Annotated in this window: 13 protein-coding genes; 7 read left to right on the top strand and 6 right to left on the bottom strand. The window is 71.8% G+C overall.

From position 1 onward, the window contains the following. Nucleotides 1–476 (top strand): galactose-binding domain-containing protein (locus MYF83_RS35140; protein WP_279340488.1); only part of this gene is annotated, 476 nt, incomplete at its 5' end. Between the two features lie 269 nt (nt 477–745). Beyond that, entirely contained in the window at nt 746–1,300 is a 555-nt protein-coding gene (locus MYF83_RS35135) for a GNAT family N-acetyltransferase (protein WP_248965062.1), read from the top strand. Between the two features lie 136 nt (nt 1,301–1,436). On the opposite strand, the gene MYF83_RS35130 is transcribed toward MYF83_RS35135, so the two are convergent. Next, nucleotides 1,437–1,724 carry an iron-sulfur cluster biosynthesis family protein gene (locus tag MYF83_RS35130; RefSeq protein WP_248965061.1) on the bottom strand — a complete coding sequence of 96 codons (288 nt, stop codon included), beginning with the start codon at nt 1,722–1,724 and terminating at the stop codon, nt 1,437–1,439. A gap of 261 nt (nt 1,725–1,985) precedes the next feature. On the opposite strand from MYF83_RS35130, the gene MYF83_RS35125 reads away from it, so the two are divergent. Continuing rightward, complete coding sequence (locus tag MYF83_RS35125) at nt 1,986–2,933, top strand: endonuclease/exonuclease/phosphatase family protein (RefSeq protein WP_248965060.1); 948 nt, start codon at nt 1,986–1,988, stop codon at nt 2,931–2,933. Nucleotides 2,934–3,106: 173 nt separating this feature from the next. Here MYF83_RS35125 and MYF83_RS35120 read toward each other — a convergent pair whose 3' ends face one another. The 4 genes from MYF83_RS35120 to MYF83_RS35105 all read right to left on the bottom strand — a co-directional run bounded on the left by MYF83_RS35120 (nt 3,107) and on the right by MYF83_RS35105 (nt 12,940). Beyond that, on the bottom strand, nt 3,107–3,832 hold the full coding sequence (locus MYF83_RS35120) for a type 1 glutamine amidotransferase (protein ID WP_248965059.1): 726 nt from the start codon (nt 3,830–3,832) through the stop codon (nt 3,107–3,109). 353 nt (nt 3,833–4,185) lie between these two features. After that, nucleotides 4,186–5,979 (bottom strand): carbohydrate-binding module family 20 domain-containing protein, encoded by a 1,794-nt coding sequence (locus MYF83_RS35115; RefSeq protein ID WP_248965058.1) that lies wholly within the window; start codon nt 5,977–5,979, stop codon nt 4,186–4,188. 98 nt (nt 5,980–6,077) lie between these two features. Next, the gene (gene pulA, locus MYF83_RS35110; protein WP_248965057.1) at nt 6,078–11,939 is read right to left on the bottom strand and encodes a pullulanase-type alpha-1,6-glucosidase; all 5,862 of its coding nucleotides are present in this window, start codon (nt 11,937–11,939) and stop codon (nt 6,078–6,080) included. A gap of 332 nt (nt 11,940–12,271) precedes the next feature. Beyond that, the gene (locus MYF83_RS35105; protein WP_248965056.1) at nt 12,272–12,940 is read right to left on the bottom strand and encodes a hypothetical protein; all 669 of its coding nucleotides are present in this window, start codon (nt 12,938–12,940) and stop codon (nt 12,272–12,274) included. 17 nt (nt 12,941–12,957) lie between these two features. Between MYF83_RS35105 and MYF83_RS35100 the strand changes: the two genes are divergently transcribed. From MYF83_RS35100 to MYF83_RS35085, 4 genes are all read left to right on the top strand, one after another. Further along, nucleotides 12,958–13,134: a hypothetical protein gene (locus MYF83_RS35100; RefSeq protein WP_248965068.1), complete on the top strand. Its 177-nt coding sequence runs from the start codon at nt 12,958–12,960 to the stop codon at nt 13,132–13,134. A gap of 91 nt (nt 13,135–13,225) precedes the next feature. Then, on the top strand, nt 13,226–14,689 hold the full coding sequence (locus tag MYF83_RS35095) for a hypothetical protein (protein WP_248965055.1): 1,464 nt from the start codon (nt 13,226–13,228) through the stop codon (nt 14,687–14,689). A 466-nt stretch (nt 14,690–15,155) separates the two neighbouring features. After that, nucleotides 15,156–17,255 carry an ATP-binding protein gene (locus MYF83_RS35090; RefSeq protein ID WP_248965054.1) on the top strand — a complete coding sequence of 700 codons (2,100 nt, stop codon included), beginning with the start codon at nt 15,156–15,158 and terminating at the stop codon, nt 17,253–17,255. A gap of 121 nt (nt 17,256–17,376) precedes the next feature. Next, entirely contained in the window at nt 17,377–17,787 is a 411-nt protein-coding gene (locus MYF83_RS35085; RefSeq protein ID WP_248965053.1) for a hypothetical protein, read from the top strand. Between the two features lie 106 nt (nt 17,788–17,893). Here MYF83_RS35085 and MYF83_RS35080 read toward each other — a convergent pair whose 3' ends face one another. After that, a complete protein-coding gene (locus MYF83_RS35080) occupies nt 17,894–18,349 on the bottom strand; it encodes an STAS domain-containing protein (RefSeq protein ID WP_248965052.1) in 456 nt (151 codons plus the stop codon). Nucleotides 18,350–18,682: the final 333 nt, after the last annotated feature.

Genomic DNA, 18,682 nt, shown 5'->3' with positions numbered 1-18,682 from the left:
CCCCCACACCCACGCCGACTCCCACTCCGACCCCGACCCCGACCCCGACGCCTCCCACTGGGAACCTCGCGCGCGGCAAGGCGACCAGCGAGAGCGGCCACGCCGACGTGTACGGGTCAGGGAACGTGGTGGACGGGAACGCGAACACCTACTGGGAGAGCGTGAACAACGCCTGGCCGCAGACGGTCACGGTCGACCTCGGCGCCCCGGTCGCCGTGAGCAAGGTGGTGCTGAAGCTGCCGCCGGCGGCCTCCTGGGCGACGCGCTCCCAGACCCTGTCGGTGCTCGGATCCACCGACGGCTCGTCGTACGGCACGGTGGTGAGCTCGGCCGCCTACACCTTCAACCCCTCGACCGGTAACACGGTCACGATCACATTCCCCGCCACCAGCAGGCGCTACCTGCGCCTGAGCTTCACCGCCAACACCGGCTGGCCCGCCGGCCAGCTCTCCGAATTCGAGGTGTACGCCTCTTAGCGCGGCGCGGCGGAACGCCTCACGAGCCGGATGCTCGGGGACAGGAGGACGCACCTGTCCCCGAGCATCCCAAGTCCTCCGGAAGACCGGCGGTACCCGGGCCGCCCCGGCCGGAAGCCGGTCCAGCGAAGGCGTGTGAAACACCGATCGGCGAGACTCTCGTCCGATCATGCGGAGTTGAGCCGGACAACAGTCTGGCGGAGCCCTCGAGGGGAAGGGAGATCTGCCACGCTGTGGCCACACGGTCCCCGGCACCGAGAGGCTCCCGCATGACCACCGAGCACGGCACGCGTCTCCCTACCGGACTCCGTCTGAGCGGTCATGGCCTGGTCCTCCGCGAGTGGACGGACGACGACCTGCCGGTGATGGTGGAGTTGTTCGACGATCCGGCCGTGGCCTACTGGACGCCTCTGGTCACCCCGTTCGACCTGGCGGCGGCGCGTGGCTACCTGGAGAGGGCCCGCCGGGCGCGCGCCGCGGGCGATCGCGTCCACCTGGCCGTCACCACCGACGGAGGGGCGGCGAAGGGCGAGGTCCTGCTCGGCGGCATCGCGCGGGACGACGGCACGGCGAGCATCGGCTACGCCATCGGCGCGGCCCATCGAGGGCAGCGCCTGGCGGTCCGCGCCGTGCTGGTGATGACGGAGTTCGCCTACGAGGTTATGGGGTTGCCGCAGGTCTTCCTGGAGATCGAGCCGGACAACGAGCCCAGCGTCCGGGTGGCCCGGGCGGCAGGCTTCCTCCTCAGCGACGCGCCCCCCACCATCGTGGAGGACAAGGGCCGGACACTGAGCCTGGCCACCTGGACCTGTTCGCGTCCCTGAGCCGCCGGTGATCGCCCCACCGGCGCGCCCGGCGACACCCCCGGGCCGGCGGCGGCCGGGCGGTCTCCTGCGGCCTCGCCGGGGAGATCTCTGCCGGGCCGGCCGGGCGGGCGCTGGAGCGCGGCCCCGGCGGGACTCAGGCCGGCTGGTCTTCGACGTGGAAGGAGATGCCTCCCTGGTCGTCGATGTTGGCGTCGAGGGACTTGTCGTCGAGGACGGTCGCGGCGACCGGGTCCAGGTAGACCTTGGCCCCTTCGCTCTCGACGACCTTGTCGGTGCTCTCGGGCCCGTCGGCGACCGAGAGCATCAGCGAGCCGGCGTCCTCGCCCTGTGACGAGATACGGATGCCCTTGTCGGCCGACTCGCCAGACTGGGTGTTGAGATCACGGATCACCTTGGCGGCGGTGTCTGTCAGCGTGAGCATTGGGTCTCCTCGCCAGGGTTGCTTTCTTGGGTTAACCCGGCCCATGCCCGCTTTGGGGTATATGAATCGCTTCGCCGGATTCTGCGGGTCGATTCTCGCTAATGACCCCTTGACGCCGCATTGGCATCGGGCCATCCGCTCCGCGGGCCGCGGGCCAGACGGATCGTCGGCGAACGCGTGGCCAATCGGTGCGCGGGCGGTCATAGTGGAGCGGCGGGCGGCGATGGCGCCTTGTACCCCGCATTCACTACGGGAGCGGTCATGGTCGTCGTGGGCACGTGGAACCTGGAGAACCTGTACCGGCCCGGCGGGGAGTTCGGTCCCCGGGACGAGGCGGCGTACCAGGCGAAGATCGCCGCGCTGGCCGGCACGCTGGCCGGCATCGGGCCCGACGTGCTCGGCGTCCAGGAGGTCGGGGACCCGGACGCGCTGGCCGATCTGGTCGCGGCGCTCGGCGGCGAGTGGCACACCGCCCTGTCGCGGCATCCCGACGCCCGGGGGATCCGGGTCGGGGTGCTCAGCCGCCTCCCCGTCACCCTCCTGGACGACGTCGACGCCTTCGCCTCGCCGCTGGCCGCCGTGCAGAACGCCGACGCCGGTCCCGGCACCGCCCAGACCAGCAGGGGCATGCTCGCCGTACGGGTCGAACCGGGCGCCGGCACCACGCTGGACGTCGCGGTCTGCCACCTGAAGTCCAAGCTGCTCAGCTTCCCCGGCGGCCGGTTCCAGGCCCGCGACGAGGGGGAGCGGGCCAGGTACGGCGCCTACGCGCTGTACCGGCGGGCGGCCGAGGCGACCACGCTGCGCGGCCTCGCGGACAGGCTGGTCGGCGGGCACGGGCAGGAGCGGCCGGTGGTGGTGCTCGGCGACTTCAACGACGAGCCGCAGGCGGCCACCACACAGATCGTGCTCGGGCCGCCCGGCTCCGAGCTCGGCACGGCTGGGGCGCTGCGCCCGGACCGGGGCGACGGCTGGCGGCTGTGGAACCTCGCCACCCTGATCCCCGAGGCCGAGCGCTTCTCCCGCCGCCACAACGGACAGGGGGAGCTCATCGACCACATCCTGGCCAGCCGTGCCCTCATCGAACACGTCGAGGAGATCAGGTCCGTGGTCGGTCACGGCCTCCCCTCGATCACCGAGGACCCGGCCGCCCGACGCGACGCCGCCGACTCCGACCACGCCCCGATCATCGCCCGCTTCCGCCTCTGACGGCGGGCTCTGAGCAGGAGGCCCACACCGGTGGTGCGGTGCAGGCCCATGTTCGCCGGGGAGGTTCACCCCCTCGGTGCCGCGGTGGGGGAATGGGGCGCCGCGACGGCGAGGACCGGTGCGGCGGGGACGGCGCCCCTGTACGGCGCTCGGCCGGAGGTTCGTGGACGAGGCTAGCGGGACTCGGGGCTCGCGTTCTGGACGATCGTCGCGAAGCGGCGGGTGACCTCGCGCCAGGCCGCCACGGAGGCGGGCTCGTCGGCGAGGGCGGCCGTGTGCAGCGCGTCGGGGTCGAATCCCTGGCCGCGCAGCGCGTCGGCGTCCCACTGGCGGATGCGTTCGGGCCTGACCTCGGGATGGAACTGGACGCCCCAGGCGCGCGAGCCGACCCGGAAGGCCTGGTAGGGGCATCTGCCGGTCTCGGCGAGCCAGACGGCGTCCTGCGGCAGGGCGGTGATGGCGTCGACGTGGTGCTCGATCGCGGGGACGATCTCGGGCAGGTCGCGGAAGAGCGGGTCGCCCGCCGCCTCGGCCCTGATGGTGACGGCGGTGCTGCCGTGCTCGGGCGCTCCCACGTCGGCCTGTACCTTCCCGCCGGCCACCGAGGCCAGCATCTGGCCGCCGAGGCAGATGCCGAACAGCGGCACCGACCTGGTCAGGGCCTGGGCGACCAGCGACCGGGTGGCGGGGAGCCACGGCGCCTTCTCGTCGTCGTCGGGCATATAGCCGCCGCCGAGCACGAGCAGCGCGTCATGGGTGAGCCGCGAGGGGAGCGCGGAGCCGTCGTAGGCGGCGACGACCTCCACCGCGACCCCCGCCTCGCCCAGCCACTCGCCGAAGCGGCCCGGACCGCCGTTCACCCCGTGCTGCACGGCGAGCACACATGGCATCTCAGACATGAACCCCGATGCTACCCACTCGTAGCCGTGGCCGGCCGCGAGCCCCTCCGGCCGTCCCGGGTCGGGCCTCGGCCGTCAAGGGGCGTCGGTCGCCGCCGCTCCGGACCGCTACCCGTCCCGGATGCCGGATGGAACAGCCGGCATTCTTGCCCACCGGCGTGCATGCCGGGTGGGCCCATGAGCAGCGGCCTTGCCGCTTTCACCTCATGTCGTCGCACCGGGTGGCGGGGCCCGCCCCGGGGGGGGGGGCGCGGGGGGGGGGGGGGGGCCCCGCGTGGTGCGGCAGTCTACCACCCTCGGCCGCCGCGGGGGGGGGCCCCCCGGGCGGGGGGGCGGGCCCCGCGGGGGTGGGGTCAGCGCCAGGTGTCGTCGCGGGTCGCCGTGCCGCCGCTCGGGGTGGTGAAGGAGCGGTTCGGGTCGCTCTCCCAGGTGACCGAGCCGTCGGTGTTCTTCTTGATGTACTTGTACTGGATCGCGGTGTTGGCCGGCAGGTTCACGGTGGCCCGCCAGATCGGGTACGTCGCGGACGACAGGGCGATCGAGTTCGCGGGGTTCCAGCCGCCGAGCTCGGCGACGTTGCCCACGACGAAGACGTTCTGGCCCCAGGTGGTGGTGACGTTGGCGTTGAAGGACGTCGCGATGGACGACGAGGTCGGGGTCGGGGTGGGGGTGGAGCCGGTGCCGCCGACGCGGATGGCGACCGCGGCCTTCGCCGGGACGGTCACGCTCGCCGTGCCACTGGAGCCCACCGTCACCGAGCCGCCGCCGGTCAGGTTGGCGTAGGTCCCGGCGGGCAGGCCGGTCGTGAAGGTGCCGGAGTGGGATCCGGAACCGTTGTTGATCGCCACCCAGCCCGTGGAGCCCCGGCTGAAGGCGATCACGCTGGAGTTGGGGGCGCTCCAGTTGGCCACGGAGGTGCCCTTGACGGCGTTGTGGAAGCCGACCATGCCGTTGATCGCGCTGTCGCGGTGCAGGCAGGTCCAGCTGGAGCAGTTCGCGGCCGTCACGTAGCCGTTGCCGTCCGAGGGCGGGGAGGCGTCGTTGTCGCTGAAGGTGAAACCGTCGTAGATCTGCGGCGCGCCGTGGTTCCAGGCGAGCTGGAAGATGTTCGCCAGCGTGTAGGTCGAGCCGCTCTTGTAGGTGAGGGTGGAGCCGTTGCGCTCGGTGTCGTGGTTGGTGACGAACGTGACGGCCTTGTCGCTCGCCTGCATGCCGCCCCAGGACGCGCCGAAGGTCTGCAGGTCGGAGATGTTGCCCTCGAACTTCTGCTTGAGGTAGCGCCCGTACTGGAAGTCGAGCACGTCGCCGAGACCGGTGTACTGGCTCGGCTGCACGGCCTCGCCGCCGCCGTAGATGACCTCCTGGAAGATGTACGGGGAGCCGCTCAGCCGGCCGTAGATCGCCGACAGGTCGGCGGGGCTCATGTGCTTGGCCGCGTCGACGCGGAAGCCGTCCACGCCGAGGCCGGTCAGGTCGTTGAGGTAGGCGGCGATCCGGGAGCGCACGTAGCTCGCGCCGGTGTCCAGGTCGGCCAGGCCCACCAGCTCGCACCTCTGCACATTGTTCGCGCTGCCGGTGTAGTCGCCGTCGTGGATGGTGTTGTCGGAGTTACCGCAGGCGGCCGGGTAGTAGTGGAAGTCGGCCGCCGAGTAGGTGCCGGTGTAGACGTACTTGGAGAACGTCTTGCCGCCGTAGGAGGTCGAGCCCTGGCCGGTCATATGGTTGATGACCGCGTCGGCGTAGACCTTCACCCCCGCCGCGTGGCAGGCCTGCACCATCGAGGAGAACTGCGCGCGGCTGCCCAGCCGGCCGGTCAGGTCGTAGGCGGCGGGCTGGTAGAGCTCCCACCACGAGTGGGTGCCCGGCCGCTTCAGCGAGTCCTGCGGCGGCGACACCTGCACGCCCCCGTACCCGGCCGGGCCGAGCACGTTGGTGCACTCGGCCGAGACCGAGGGCCAGTTCCAGGCGAACAGGTTGGCGACGACGTCCTTGGCGCCGGACGGCGCGGCCTGCGCGGAGCCGCTCGTCAGCGGGACGGCGGCGAGCGCCAGCAGCAGGGTGAGGACGGCGGAGAGGGTGAGGGAACGGGGGACGGAGGCGCGGGGGCGCGGTACGGCGGAGGGGGTGGGGGATTTGTGGGATCTCACGTGGGGCCTCCAGGTTCGATGGATGCGATCCCGAGCCGGGCCGGGTGCTGCAACACCCGGCCCGGCGTGGCCCTCCTCTGGGCGAGAGGGCTGTGCGCCTACGACCGTACGAAGACCGCGACCGTACGGGCCGGGACGGTCAGCGTGCCGGTCGAGGAGTCGAAGGCGGACCGCCTGACGACGGGGTCGTCCGAGGCCGCCTGGACCGGATGCAGGGTGACCTGGGCTCCCTTGAGCGCGGCCACGGTCTGCTCCCGGGTCTCCGGCGTCGCGTTGAACACGACGGTGATCGACTTCCAGCGCGGGTCGACGCCGAAGGAGTCCAGGTGCATGGTGAGGACGCCCGGGGTCTCCGCGGTGCCGCTCGCCGGGAAGGACAGCCGCTCCTGCACCTCGGCCAGGGAGCCGAGCGAGAAGGCGGGGGAGGAGGCGCGGATCTTCAGCAGGTCGCCGAAGCGGGCCCGGGCCGCGCCGATCGCCGCGCAGTCCGGCTTGAGCGCGGGGTCGGCCAGCAGCGGCCTGGCGTAGGGCCACTTGGACTCGTTGTCGGGCTTCGGCGGCAGCCCGGCCCCGAAGCCGTTGCCGGCGGAGCAGTCCCACAGCAGCCGGTTGAACCAGTCGCCTGAGTCGAAGGAGTTGCGGTCGAGCGACTTGGAGCGCAGCCGTTCGCTCCCCGCGTGCAGGAAGGCGGTGCCCTGCGACAGGACCGTCGAGGCGAGCGACAGCGCCTGCATGCGCACCCGGTCCTCCATCGGCGTGGCCTGCGGCAGTTTGAAGGCGAGCGCGTCGAACAGCGTCTCGTTGTCGTGTGCGTCGACGTAGTTCACGGCCTCGCCGGGGGCGGCGGTGTACCCGGCGGGCGAGCCGTTGTAGTCGACCTCCGCGCCCGAGACCTCCTTGCCGGTCGACGCGGTGAACCGGTAGTCGCGCAGGTTGCCGGCCAGCCCCACCTTGATCAGGTCGTGGTAGTGCAGGAGCCGGGCCCGCTGCTGCTCGTCGGTGCCGTTGGCCGGGGACCCGTTCGGCGCGCCGGCCAGCCCGGAGCCGAAGCCCTGGACGCGGGGATCGGCGTCGAACGGGCCGCCGCCGCGGACCGCGTCGCGCAGGCGGTCGTTGAAGGTGCCGACGCCGGTGCCGGCCATGTTGGCCTGGGTGGCCTGGACGAACCGGGCGTCGTTCGCGACCTCCCCGAAGTTCCATCCCTCGCCGTACAGGATGATCGACTTGCCGTCCACGCCGTCGCGGGCGAGCGTCAGCCTGTCGAGGGCGGCGCGCACGGCCAGGATGTTCGCCTTCGGGTGGTGGCCCATCAGGTCGAAGCGGAACCCGTCGACCTTGTACTCCTTGGCCCAGGTCACGATGGAGTCGACGACGAGCCTGCCCATCATGGCGTGCTCGGGCGCGGTGTTCGCGCAGCAGGTGGAGGTGGCCACCGTGCCGTCGTCCAGCAGCCGGTGGTAGTAGCCGGGCACGATCCTGTCCAGCACGGACTTGGGGTCCTGCCCGGCCGCGTAGGTGTGGTTGTAGACGACGTCCATGACGACCCGCAGCCCGGCCCCGTTCAGCCCGGCCACCATCGACCGGAACTCTCCGATGCGGCGCGGCCCGTCCGGGTCGGTGGAGTAGGAACCTTCGGGCACCGTGTAGTGCACCGGGTCGTACCCCCAGTTGAAGGAGTCCTTGGCGGCCGTCTTGGCCACGCACTCCTGCTGCAGCTCGGAGTCGGCGGGCATCGAGGCCAGGTCGCATTCCGGCTCGGTGCGGTCCGCTTTGTGCTCGGGGACGCTGCCGATGTCGAACGCGGGCAGCAGGTGCACGTGCGTGAGGCCGTCCGCGGCGAGCGACCGCAGCTCCTTCATGCCCGCGGAGTCGCCGGCGAAGGCGGCGTACGTCCCGCGCTCGGCCGCCGGGACGGTCGGGTCGGAGGCGGAGAAGTCGCGCACGTGCAGCTCGTAGACCGACGCCCTGCCCTGGCTCACGGCCTTCGGCTTGCGCAGGGTGGACCACCCGTCGGGCCGCAGGGAACGGTCGGACAGGTCCACGAGCTGGCTGCGCACCGAGTCGGCCGCCAGCGACACGCTGTAGGGGTCGGTCACCTCGTTGGTGACGACCTTGCCGGCCGACGGGGCGTACACGGTGACCAGGAAGGTGTAGTAGCGCCCCTTCCAGGCCGGCGTTCCGCGCACGGACCAGACGCCGGTGGCCTCGTCGCGCCGCATCTCGTGCACGGCGGGCTCGCCGCCGGACGGGTCGCGGTACAGCGCCAGCTCCACCTTGCGCGCCGTGGGCGCCCACACCGACAGCGCAGGCGAGGCCGACCCCGACGTGAGCTGCGAGGACGCCGAGGACGAGGGCCACACAGGGCCGAGTTCGGCGCTGGAGGCCTTGGCGTACAGGTCGTCGAGCACCCCGGGGATCTGCACGCCGGTCGCCGACAGCAGGACGCCCGCGGCGTCGCGCTCGACGGCGACGACCTGGCCGCGCAGCGCCGCGCGGACCAGCCCGGCGTCCCGCGGGTCCACCTTCAGGGCGGCGTAGGAGGCCAGGTGCGGCCACTTCGCCTTCTGCGCGTCGGTCAGCCCGCCACCCTGGTCCAGGCGGATGATCCGGATATCGCCGGTCAGGTCACCCTTGTCGTAGGCGATGTCGCCCTTCTCCGAGAAGGCCAGCGAGTAGCGCAGCGGCGCGGACGGCGTGACGTTCCAGGCGACGGTGTCGCGGTCGATCCAGTGGGCCGCCGCCTTGGACAGGTCGGCGTCGGCGCCCCGGGCCGGAGGCTGCGGCAGCAGGTTGCCCTCGGTGGCCGCAAGCCGCCAGACCTCGTGGCCGGCGGTCGTCAGGTCGAGCGACTGGTCGGCGGGCAGGTCCTTGTCGTCGCCCTTGTGGATGATGTAGCTCAGGCTCGTCGCCCCCTCGGCCAGCGGCACCCGGTAGTACACCCCGAAGCCGTCGGTGCCCGCCGGCTGGACGGGTGCGGCCCACTCGGTCGGCTGGGCCGCCCCGGTCCATACATGCGGCCCCCAGCCGTCGTAGTTCCCGTCCGGGCGGTGGTAATGCAGGATCGCCACGTTCTCGGCGGCGGCACGTGTGGGATGGATCGTCGTGTCACCGGAGTTCACGTACGCCTCCGGCCGCACGGCAGGGGTGAACGACTGGTCCGGGCCGGGGTCCTTGGTGTCGCCCTTGTGGACGATGTAGTTCAGCGGGACGGCCGGATCCTTGAGCGGGACCTTCCAGAACGCGCCGTAGGAGTCGGTGCCGTCCGGCGGGCGCGGGCTCGCCCAGTCGGTGCCGGCGCCGTCGGCGAGCGCGTCGCCCCACAGGTGCAGGCCCCAGCCGGTGTAGTCCTTGTCGGGACGGCTGTAGTGCACGGTCGCGGACCCCTGCGCCGCGGCCCGCGAGGTGTAGGTGTCGGCCTTGCCTTCGGCCAGCCACACCTCGCCGTTCCTGGCCGGGTTGACGGTACGGTCGCCGCCGTCCTTCTCGTCACCCTTGTGGGTGATGATCCCGACGCTGGCCGCGCCGGGCTTGAGCTTGATCCAGGCGAACCTGCCGAAGGCGTCCTCACCGGTCAGCGGCAGCGGCGCACCCCACTCGGTGGGCTGCTCGACGTCCCCCCACACGTGCAGGCCCCAGCCGTCGTAGTCCGAGCGCTGGTAGTGCACGACCAGCCAGTCACGGGTGACCGCGCCCGGCTCCCCGGGCTCGGGGGCCGCCCCCACGGTCGCCGTCTCGCTCGCGCCGGCGAACCGGCCGGCGGAGTCCTTCACCACCGCCCGATAGGTGATCTTCGTGCCGGCCGCCAAGCCGGTCAGGTCGTGGAAGACCCGGAAGGTACGGTTCGCGCCGGACACGGTGGGCGCGTCGTCGGTGCCCAGCACCTGAAAGGAGCCATCGCCCACCTTGGCAGCGAACGTCACCTGGTCGAATCCGCTCCCCGGCACGGTCGCCGTGACCGGGATCCGGCCGTCGGCGGCCGTCCCCCTGATCTCGGCGCCGGGCAGCGTGATCGAGACGGCCGGAGCGGCGGCGGGGGCCGCGATCGGGGCCGACGCGCGGTAGACGACCGCCGACAGCGGGGGGACGGTGACCTGGAGCGTCCGGTCGCCGCCCGTGGTCACGGTGGCCGCCGCGGTGTCACCGTAGACCTTGGTGAAGGCCGTCCCGGCGGAGTAGGTCGGCACGGCGGCGGAGGCGGCGGCCTCGCCGTTGTTAACGGCGACGACGTACTCGACCTGCTCCTTGGCGGCGATCCTGCTGAACGCGTACAGGCCGCCCGTGGACAGGCGCTCGATCTGCGCGCCGTCGGCGAGGGCGGGGTGGGCGTCGCGCAGCTTCGCCAGCGCCGCGATGCCCTGGTAGAGCGGATGGGAGGGGACGAAGTTGTCCTGCGCGTGCGTCGCGGCCGTGCCGATCAGGTCGTCGGTCAGGTAGCTCTGCGTCTTGGACGCGAACATCGTCTGCCGCGCGTCCTTGTCGCCGCCCTTGCCGGTGAACCCCTGCTCGTCGCCGTAGTAGACGACCGGCTGGCCCCGGGTGAGGTACATGAGCTCGTGCGCGAGCAGGTCCCGCCGGAGCAGCTCGCCGTCCGGCGCGCCGGGATTGTCCTGGCTGATGAACCGGCCGATCCGCCCCATGTCGTGGTTGCCGAGGAACGTCGGCAGCGAGGCGGCGTCGCCGTCGGCGTCGGTGTGGTAGTCGTCGCCGGCGTAGAGCCGGGTGAGCCGCGCCGCGTCCGCCGTGCCCCCGCTGAACGAGCGCGCGGCCTCCTGGAAGGGGAAGTCCAGCGTGGCGTCCATCCCGCCCCGGGTGGAGTAACGGCTGGTCAGGGCGGGATCGCTGGAGTACACCTCGCCGAACATGAAGAAGCGCTTATTGCCGAGCCGTGCCGCGTAGCCGTGCAGGGCGGGTGAGAACCGCTGCCAGAACTCCATGTTGACGTGCTTGGCGGTGTCGATCCGGAAGCCGTCGATGCCGGTGTCGCGCACCCACGTCTTGTAGATGTCGGTCATGCCCTTGACGACCTCGGGCCGCTCGGTCCACAGGTCGTCCAGGCCGGAGAAGTCGCCGTACTCGTCGTTCTCGCCGCCGCTGAACGTCGAGTCGCCCCGGTTGTGGTACATCGTCGGGTCGTTCAGCCACGAGGGGGTCTTGACGCCCTTCGGCGCGACCGGCGTGTACGGGAACGAGTTCGCGTCGACCTTCGGGAAGGTGTTCCCGGCCGCGTAGTCGCGGTCGTCGAACGGCCTGCCGGAGGTGTCGAGGTAGGGATAGGCGCCCTTGGAGCGGTAGGTGGAGGAGTTCTCCTTGTACTCGACGACGTCGGCGGTGTGGTTGGTGATGATGTCGAAGAAGACCTTCATCCCGCGCTTGTGCGCCTCGCGGACGAGCTGCTTCATCTGGGCGTTCGTGCCCAGGTGCGGGTCGATCGAGGTGAAGTCGGTGATCCAGTAGCCGTGGTACCCGGCCGAGGCGTCCGCGCCGGTGCCCTGCACGGGGCGGTTCTTGAACGCCGGGGTGAGCCAGATCGCGGTGCTGCCGAGGTTCTTGACGTAGTCGAGCCTGCCGATCAGGCCCGCCAGGTCGCCGCCCTGGTAGAACCCCTTGTCGGCCGGGTCGAAGCCGGTGGTGAGCCGGTCGCCGGTGAGGCCGCCCCTGTCGTTGCCGGTGTCGCCGTTGGCGAACCGGTCGGTCATGGCGAAGTAGAAGCGTTCCCGCGAGAGTGCGGTACGCGGGGCATCGCGCGCGAGCTCCATGTCGGAGGGGTCGGCCGTCCTGCTCAGCGCCGAGACCAGTGGCCCGGCGGGCGGAGCCGGTGCGGCCGTGACCGGCGCCTGGGCCGGCGCGGCGGAGCGCGGCGATGCCGCGGAGCCGGACAGGGCGGGGTGGGACGCGGCGGAGGCGGGGGAGAGGGCGGCGAGCGGCGACGCGGACAGGACCGCCGCGAGGATCGCGGCCACTGAGAGGCCGGTCCTGCGAGCGAGGGTCCTTCTCGCGGGCCGTGGGGGGAGCGGCCAGACCACGAGGGCCTCCACGGTTCATGTTTCACGGGTGTTGCCCGGAAGTTACTCAGTCGCCCCGATCTATGCAATGCCTTACTGAAATTTCCTGAAAATTGCTGACCAGTCGAGATTGACCGGCAAGGGGACGTTCTATCGCTGTTCGGCGCGTACTCCGTTCGGTGCGCATACAGGTACGGTCCGTGGTCATTGCGGGCTCGCAGGCAATGACCACGGCTAGGTGCCTTTATCCCGCTATATGGCGAGATATTTCTTATATCCCGTTACGGCACCTAAGACGGGGATGCGCGGTGCGGTGGCTGCGCGTCGGGCGGGATCCGCACCGAGATCTCCCCGCCCAGCCTCGCCCCCGAAGTGAGCTCCAGGTCGTCGCCGCTCCAGAAGCGGCCCGGGTCGTACCAGTTCGGATGACGCCCCGCGGGAAGCAGGCCCATGTCCTGATAGGTCGCCGCGACGACCTCCGCGCAGTACGCCGTCTCCAGCGTGGCCTCCCGGGCACGCCGCCGGACGACCGGCACCCGGCCCCGCAGCCAGCGGCCCGCCAGCCGCGCCGTGGACGGGAAGGGCGTGCCGTCGAGGCGCGCGATGGTGCGGAGCAGCGCGTCCTCCATCTCCCGGGTGACCGGCTGGTCGAGCTGGCGCAGCCACGCCCGCTGCCCGTACCTGGTCGCCCACACCACGACGGCGTCGCGCAGGTCGTGCAGCTGGACGCCGCGCTGGTGGGCGCCCGTCCACATGTCGGGCAGGGACCGGCCCAGCTCGGCGTGCCACATCAGAGGCGGCATGTCGTCGAGGACGACCGACATCCCGACATGGTTCACCGGGCTGTTGGTCGTCATCTGGATGGCCCGGTCGGGCGCCGACCGGCCGCGGAACAGCCACACGTCGCCGGTGCGTGTCAGTTCGATGGCCTCGTCGAGACCGATGCTTACACCTGGCATCCCGTTAGCCTATGGACATGCGCTGGTGGAAGATACTCGGCCTGGCAGGCTTCGCGGGCGTCGCGGCCACGGGAGTGGTGATCGTACGCGCGGAGCGGCGGCGCCGCGCGTACACCCCGGATGAGATCCGCACGCGGCTGCGTGACCGCCTCGCCGAGGCGTCCCCCGCGAAAGAATCGAACAACTCGGGCTGAATCCCCGTATCTCCCAGGGATGGCCGGACGATGCCCGGCGGCGGCGAGCCGCGGGGCGCCGGGTCCGGCCATGAGCCGAGAGGGAGTGCGCATGTATCGCGACCAGCGAAGACGGGAGCTCAGGCAGGTACTCGGAGCCCTGGCGGCGTGTGGAGCGATGGTCGGCCTCGTGGCCGGCTGCGGGGGCGGGCAACCGGGGGAGAAGCTGCTGGGGTCCTCGTCGTTCCAGGCGGGCGACGCGGCGACGGCCACCTGCCCGAGCGTCGCCGAGCGGCTGCCCGACATCCCGACCCAGGCGATCAGCGGAGTCGCCCGGAACCTGGGCCTGATGGAGATCCAGGTCGCCGCCGCCAACCAGCGGCTCGCCGCGAGAACGGACGCCGCCGACCCCGGAACCGCCCAGACCGCCGTTCTCGGGACACTCGAGAACCAGCGGGCCGTGCTGATCCAGGAGATCGTCACCATCCTGGGCCGCGGGGGCGAGAAGCCGGAGGGCCTGGACGCCCTCGCCGCCTGCACGTTCGGCGGAGCCGCGGCCCTCGCCGCCCCCGCCCCGATGGACACCGCCATCCCGACCGACCTCGCGCCCACCGATGGCGCGCTCCCGACCGATGGCGCTGCGCCGACGGATGGCACGGCGCCGAGCGACGGCGCGGTCCCCACCGACGGCGCGGCACCGACCGACGGGGCGGTTCCCACCGATGGGGGGGTTCCGAGCGACAGCGCGTTCAGCGCGTTCCCCACGGACGCCGCCGAGCCGGCGGAGACCGCAGCCCCCACCGGAAAGGCGAGCCCCACCGGCAAGGCGGCCACCGGCACGAAGGCCACCAAGACCCCGAAACCGACTAAGAGCGCCAAGCCCAAGGGGCCTGTCGAGATCCTCGTGACCCCCGAGCCCAGCGCGCCGGCGAAGACCCCCACCCAGGACCCGTCCGCCGCTCCCTCCGACACGGCCGCAGCGTCGGACGCCGCTTCCCCCGCCGACTCCGCCACCGGTACGGCGGCTCCCGCCGGCACGGCCGATCCGGCGGGCACGGCGGCACCCGCCGACGGCGGTGCGGCGGCCGCCACCGGCACCGGCCTGGCCGTCGACTGCCCGCCCGCGGCCGAGGCGCTGGTGGGCGTGCCGGGAGTGATCAAGGCAGAGGTCGCTCGTAACCTCGGTCTGCTGGAGCTGCAGGTCGCCTCGGTGAACCGGCAACTGCTCGCCTCCGCGGACCAGGAGGACGCCGAGGCCGTCCAGCAGTCGCTCCTGCGGGCCCTCCAGCAGAAGCGCGAGCTCGTCATCGAGCGCATCGCGGCCCGCGTCTACCGGGCGACGGGCACGCCGCCCGACCTCGACGCCTTCGTCGAGTGCACCCTGGGCGGCGGAGGGAGCAGCCCGTCCGACTCCGCCGCCCCATTCGATTCCGCCGCGCCGGCGGACACCTCCGGCGCCGCTCCCACGGACCCGGCCCCGGCTGACACCGCCGCACCGGAGGGCAAGCCGGCCTCCGACGGCGCACCGTCGTCCGACCCGGCGGCGCGCGACCTGTCATCGTCTGGAGGCTATTGACGGACCGCGACCGGTCAGGCCCGGAGCCGGCGATGTTCACCGGGCCTGCGGCCGGAGAGGGCAGGACGAGGGAGCCGGGAGTGCGGGATATCGCGAAGGAGGGGCGACATAACCGGGTGCGTACGTCTACCACCATGTATCGGGAGGGCCATGGAACGCGACCGGAAGAACGTGCCAGGGAATATGAGATATTTTCACTATGGTGTTGAGGAATGTGCGGAGTAACGGATAAAGCGGCGAACCCGGCAGGTATCGTCAACGGTGCCAGAACCGCGTACCGCCTGATGAGCGCGCGGATGAATCACTCGTTCACCCCGAGATGCCGGGCATACGGCTTCAGGAACCGAGCGGGCGCGTAAGGAGAGTTCGCCGCAGGCGTAGGCCTGGGTGAATGTCTATCTTTTCCGTTCGTCCGGTGCTGATTTACGATTACGGGGCATCTGGAGCCGAGTGACGTGGGGCGGCCATGGATGTGCCTGCCGGGGCACGCACGGGCAACCTGCCCATCGAGATGACGAGCTTTGTGGGGCGGCACCGCGAGGTCGCCGAGATCGCACGGATGGTGGAGGAGTCGCGCCTGGTCACCCTCACAGGTGTGGGCGGAGTAGGCAAGACGCGCCTGGCGCTGCGGGTGGCACGCGGCCTGCGCCGCCGCTTCCGTGACGGCGTGTGGTTCGTGGAGCTGTCGTCGCTGCGCGCGCCGGAGCTGCTCGGCCACGCCGTCTGCTCGGTGCTGCGGGTGCCCCAGCAGCCCGGCCGCCCGGCGATGGCCGTCCTCACGGAGTTCCTCGCGGAGCGGCGCTCGCTCATCGTGCTGGACACCTGCGAGCACCTGGTGGACGGCAGCGCCACGACGGTCCAAGCGCTGCTGCGCGCCGCTCCCGAACTGCGCATCGTGGTGACCAGCCGGCACCTCCTGCGAACGCCCGGAGAGGCGCGGTTCAACGTCGAGCCGCTGCCCGTGGACGCCCACCACCGGACGCGGGAAGGGGCGGTCGCGCTGTTCGCCGACCGGGCGGCCTCCCTGGTGCCCGGTTTCGTCGCGACGCCCGAGGTGGCGCTGCTGTGCCGGCGGCTCGACGGCATCCCGCTTGCCATCGAGCTGGCCGCCGGCCGGCTGCGCACGCTGTCCGTCGAGCAGATCACACACCGCGTCGACGACCGGTTCGAGCTGCTCTCCGTCGGGAGCCGCACGGGAGTGCCGCGCCACCAGACGCTGCGCAAGGCGATCGGCTGGAGCCACGAGCTGTGCGAGCCGCTCGAACGCCTTCTCTGGGCCCGGCTGTCGGTGTTCACCACCGACTTCGACCTCGAGGCGGCCCAGGCGGTGTGCGCCGACCCGGACACCGGCACGGGCCTGCACCGCGAGGACGTCGAGGACGTCCTGATAGCGCTGGTGGAGAAGTCCATCCTGCTGCGGGTCGACACCGGCGCGGCGATCCGTTTCCGGATGCTCGACACCGTGCGGGAGTACGGCGCCGAGTGGCTGCGCGAGCTGGGCCAGTCAGCGCCGACGCGACGCCGCCACCGCGACCACTACCTCGGGCTCGCCCGGCGGTTCGACGACGAGTGGTTCGGCCCGCAGCAGGTCGCCTGGCGCGCCCGGATGAGCCACGAGCTGCCGAACCTGCGCGCGGCGCTCGACTTCTGCCTCGAGCACCGTGCCGAGCACGCCGCGGGCCTCGACCTGGCCGGGCGGCTCACCTTCTTCTGGATGGCGTGCGGCTTCATCGCCGAGGGCCGTCACTATCTGCGGCGGGCGCTGGCCCTTGGGCGGCCGCCGGGCGCGAGCCTGACGCGCGCGCTATGGGCTTCCGCGTGGCTGGCCGACTTCCAGGGAGACCTGGACGAGGCCAACGACCTCGCCACCGAGTGCCTGTCGCAGGCGTTCTCCCAGAGCGACCTCGAGGCGGTGGGCTGGGGCACGGTCTGCTGCGCCAACACCGGTCTGCGCTGGGGGTATGTCTCGGAGGCGCTGGCGATGTACGAGCGCGCGCGTGAGATGCACGAGGACGGCGGCGACCGGCGAGCCGGCCTCGCGTACGCGCTGACCGGCCAGGCGTACGCGCTCACGCGTCTCGGCCGGCCCGACCAGGCGCTGTGGTGCCTGCGATGGCAGAGGTCGCTGTGCGAGTCCTGGGGGGACATCTGGCTGCGCTCATCGGGAGACTGGATCCGCAGCCTGATCGAACTCGATCGCGGCGACTACTCCTCGGCGGGCAGGTACGCCCGCATGTCCCTGCGCGACAAGCACCGGCTCCACGACAGCCTCGGCATGACGATGGCGCTGGCGAGCCTGGCCAGCTCGGCGGCGGGTCTCGGCGACATGGACCGCGCGGCACGGCTGCTCGGCATCGGCGAGCAGGTCGAGCGCGCCTTCGGCCTGCTCAGGTGCCTCCCGCGGCCGGACGGGTTGCGCGAGGAGACCGAGTCGCGGGTCAGGGCGGCTCTCGGGGACGGCGTGTTCGACACCGCGTTCGCCGGAGGCCGCGAGCAGGACATCGACAGCGCCCTGGCGTACGCGCTCGCCGACGCCTCCGCCAGGGTGCGCGAGGCGGAGACCTGATCAGGGGCGTCCGGACGGGGGTCGGCTCGACCACGTCGGTGGCCTCGGGGATGAGCGGTCAGGGCCGGGGCGGGCCGCCGCAACGTGTTGACATTAATGCCAAAAATGACATTATTCAGCCATGCGAGAGGAAGCCGAGCGGCTGCTGCTGATCAAGGATGACTTCGAGCGCTTCCGCGCCGCCACCCGGCTGCTGGTTGATCTGGACGACCTGATCCTGGAGATCTCCCGCATCCGCAACGAGAGCGCCTCCCGGATGCAGATCAGCGCGGTCAGCCCGCCCGTCCGTTCGGACGACGCCCTGCCGGACGACGCCCGGGCCGTGCTGGAGTGCATCCGCAGGACCGGAGCCCAGCGGTTCCGCCGGCGCGACGTGTTCCGCCGCCTCGCCCGCCGCTTCAAGACCGTCGCCGCCATGGTGCCCGCGCTGGACCTCCTGGAGGCCGCCGGCTACATCCGCAAGATCGAGCCGACCGTCGGCCCCGGCCAGCCGGGCCGGCGGCGCTCACCGGAGTACGAAGTCCGCTTCTAACAGCCGGTCACATCGGGTGGGGAGGGCCGCCTGGTGAGGACAGGTCGTCACGGCACCGAGCGCGTACCCCGCGATGGCGCGCTCCTGAGGGTGCCGGTCGCGAGGGTCAGGCCTGTGGTGCCGCGGCGGTGGTTGCCGCGTCCGGGGGCTGGCTGTCGTCGCTCTGGGGCGAGCCGGAGGCAGGGGCCGGCGCGGCGGTGACACCGAGCATGGCCTCTTCGACGGTCTCGTAGGTGTCGAACGCGTTGCGCAGCCCCGTGATGGTCAGCACGCGCAGCAGCGTGCCCTGCACCCCGCTGATCATGAGGACATGGCCGGTGGCCTTACTGCGGCGCAGCGCGGCGATGAGCTCGCTCAGCCCGACGGAATCGCAGAAAGTGACGGCGCCCATATCAAGAATGACCGCTGATATGCCCAGTATCTCCCATGCGCGGGCGAGCTCGTCTCGCAGAACGAGGGCGGAACGGTAGTCCAGTTCTCCTTGGATCTGGACGACGACCGCGCCCTGCCGCACCCCCGTGGACACGATGAATCCGGCCTGCGGCTCGGCACCAAACTGCATGATCAACTCCTCCGGCCTGCAGGTTTCAGGGCAGGCGTGCCTCCTTTCCTACCAGGTTCGGCCGACGGTTAACGCCACTCCGCCGTACGGGTGTGGACCGCGGGACCCCGATCCGATGCCCTCCAGGTGATCGCACAGCAGTCCCTTCCAGCGGTCCGGGCGGCCGTACATCCCTTCCAGCGCTTGGCGAAGCGGGCGAGGACGAGCCGGAGGGCCGCCACCCCGGGCCGTCCGCCGATGGGCGCAGGCGAGGGATCGTCGCCTCAGCCTCGGGGACGGTCGGCCCATCGGGTCTTGTACCCCTCAGCCTCCGGGACGGCCGGCCCACCGGGA

Source organism: Sphaerisporangium perillae, from assembly GCF_023276435.1.
In the GTDB taxonomy this organism is placed as follows: domain Bacteria; phylum Actinomycetota; class Actinomycetes; order Streptosporangiales; family Streptosporangiaceae; genus Sphaerisporangium; species Sphaerisporangium perillae.
The sequence above is the reverse complement of the archived record's forward strand: the minus strand, read 5'-3'. Positions and strand labels throughout refer to the sequence as shown.